This window comes from Roseateles sp. P5_E11 (assembly GCF_054049355.1).
In genome coordinates this window covers 1-2,112 of sequence record NZ_JBFUMO010000794.1, presented here as the reverse complement: position 1 = coordinate 2,112, position 2,112 = coordinate 1, and the positions used below count along the sequence as shown (strand labels likewise).

General features: G+C 65.2%; 3 protein-coding genes. All 3 read right to left on the bottom strand.

Annotation, left to right across the window (positions count from 1 at the left end):
• Positions 1–450 (bottom strand): thiolase family protein (locus tag ACXJKR_RS30685; RefSeq protein ID WP_457326065.1); only part of this gene is annotated, 450 nt, incomplete at its 3' end.
• Positions 447–1,544, bottom strand: a complete 1,098-nt coding sequence (gene plsX, locus ACXJKR_RS30680) for a phosphate acyltransferase PlsX (RefSeq protein ID WP_457326064.1) — start codon at positions 1,542–1,544, stop codon at positions 447–449. The genes ACXJKR_RS30685 and plsX, both read right to left, overlap by 4 nt.
• Before the next feature lie 111 nt (positions 1,545–1,655).
• Positions 1,656–1,841: a 50S ribosomal protein L32 gene (gene rpmF / locus ACXJKR_RS30675; RefSeq protein WP_056204281.1), complete on the bottom strand. Its 186-nt coding sequence runs from the start codon at positions 1,839–1,841 to the stop codon at positions 1,656–1,658.
• Between the last annotated feature and the right edge of the window lie 271 nt (positions 1,842–2,112).

The window sequence follows — 2,112 nt, the reverse complement described above, 5'->3', positions numbered from 1 at the left end:
GATCAGAGCCTTGTTGGCAGCGCCGCTCTTGATCATCGAGTCGGCCACGCTCAGCGCATAGACGAAACCCGAGCAGACAGCCTGYACATCGAAGGCCGCGCAGCCATGCACGCCCAGCTTTTTCTGCAGCAGGCAGGCCGTGGACGGGAAGACCATGTCAGGCGTGGACGTCGCGACGATGATGAGGTCGATCTCTTCGGCAGCGATGCCGGCGGCTTCAAGCGCCGCCTGCGCGGCCGGCAAGGCGAGGTCGCTGGCAGTCTGGTCAGGCGCCGCGAAATGGCGCGCGCGGATGCCCGTGCGCTCGACGATCCAATCGTCCGAGGTCTCGACGCCGTCGGCCGCGAGGCGATCGGCCAGCGCCTGGTTGGTCACGCGGTCGGCGGGCAGGAAACTGCCGGTGCCGAGAATGCGGGAATAGCGGGAGGTAGAGGTGGCGATGGGGCTCATGCAGCCTGCGCGACGGAGTTCGCCGCGTTGTCTCCAGCATCATTCGCCTTGGCCTGAAGCGTGGCGACGATGCGGTCGTGGACCCGGTCAAGCAGCCGGTTGCGGGCGGCATCATAAGCGCGGGCCAAGGCCTGCTCGAAGGCAAAGGCGTCAGCCGAGCCATGGCTCTTGAACACCAGGCCGCGCAGGCCCAGCAGGGCCGCGCCGTTGAAACGGCGGTGGTCGACACGGTGCTTGAAGGCATTCAGCACCGGCATGGCGATCAAGCCGGCCAACTTGGTCAGCCAATTGCGATTGAACTCTTCCTTGATGAAGCCGCCCATCATGGTCGCCAGGCCTTCCGACGTCTTCAGCATGACATTGCCGACAAAGCCGTCGCAGACGACGATGTCTGTCGTGCCTTTGTAGATGTCGTTGCCCTCGACATTGCCGAAAAAATTCAACTGGCCGGCCGTACCAGCGGCACGCAGCAGTTCGCCGGCATGTTTGATGGTCTCGCTGCCCTTGATGGCTTCCTCGCCGATGTTGAGCAGGCCGACGCTGGGTTCCTCGTTGCCCTCCACGGCCGACACCAGCGCGCTGCCCATGACGGCGAACTGCAGCAGGTGTTCGGCCGTGCAGTCGACGTTGGCGCCCAGGTCCAGCACGGTCGTGAAGCGACCGCGCTGGTTGGGCATGACGGTGGCGATGGCCGGGCGATCGATGCCGTCCAGCGTCTTCAGCAGGTAGCGGGCCACGGCCATCAGCGCGCCGGTGTTGCCGGCGGACACGCAGGCATGGGCCACAGCCGGGTTGCCATCGCGGTCGGCCTTGAGCTGCTGGATGGCGACGCGCATGGACGAGTCGCGCTTGCGGCGCAGCGCGACCTCGATGGGGTCGTCCATCGTGACGACTTCGCTGGCGGCGACGACACGGCAACGCGGCCAGGCCGCAGCGGCCGTCAGTTCCTCGGGCTTGCCCACAAGGATGAGCTCGGCGCCCGGATGCTTGTCCAGAAAGGCGCGGCAGGCCGGCAGCGTGACCGAGGGGCCGTGATCGCCGCCCATGCAGTCAACAGCCAGGCGGATCGGTTCAGGCGGGGGTACTGCGGTCATGTCAGTGGTTTTCGTGAGCCACAAAGACCAAACCCGGCGCTGCGCGGTACGCAGGCCGGGTCGGCAGATTCATCGATAGTTTGGCGCCGCGCCTGGCGGCACCGGGCACCATCAGGCCGCGTCGGCCTTGCTCTTCAGCACCTTGCGACCACGGTAGAAACCGGTGGGGCTGATGTGGTGACGCAGATGCACTTCGCCGGTCGTCGGCTCGATGCCGGTACCCGGGGTGACCAGGGCATTGTGCGAACGGTGCATACCGCGCTTGGAAGGCGACTTCTTGTTTTGCTGAACAGCCATGAAATTCTCCAGACTCTGCGGGATTTGGGGGCGGACTGTGGGGCCTTGTGGTCACAACCCCGGGGAGTGAGATCAAAGCTCGAACTCCAGACCGCAGAAAAGCCCACGAGTGTAGCACCGGATGAGAAACCCGCCAAGCTGCCACTATCGACAGCGAGAGCCAAGCGCCTGAAGCCATGGCTTCAGGCGCTGCCGCCCCGCTTCAGGGTTGCGAGCTTGGCGAAAGGGTTGGGACGCTCCTCCTCTCCTGGCTCAATCACTTCGTCCACAT

Excerpts from the sequence above, each read along its gene's own strand:
- plsX (WP_457326064.1), bottom strand. The coding sequence starts at position 1,544 with ATGACCGCAGTACCCCCGCCTGAACCGATCCGCCTGGCTGTTGACTGC.
- rpmF (WP_056204281.1), bottom strand. The coding sequence starts at position 1,841 with ATGGCTGTTCAGCAAAACAAGAAGTCGCCTTCCAAGCGCGGTATGCAC.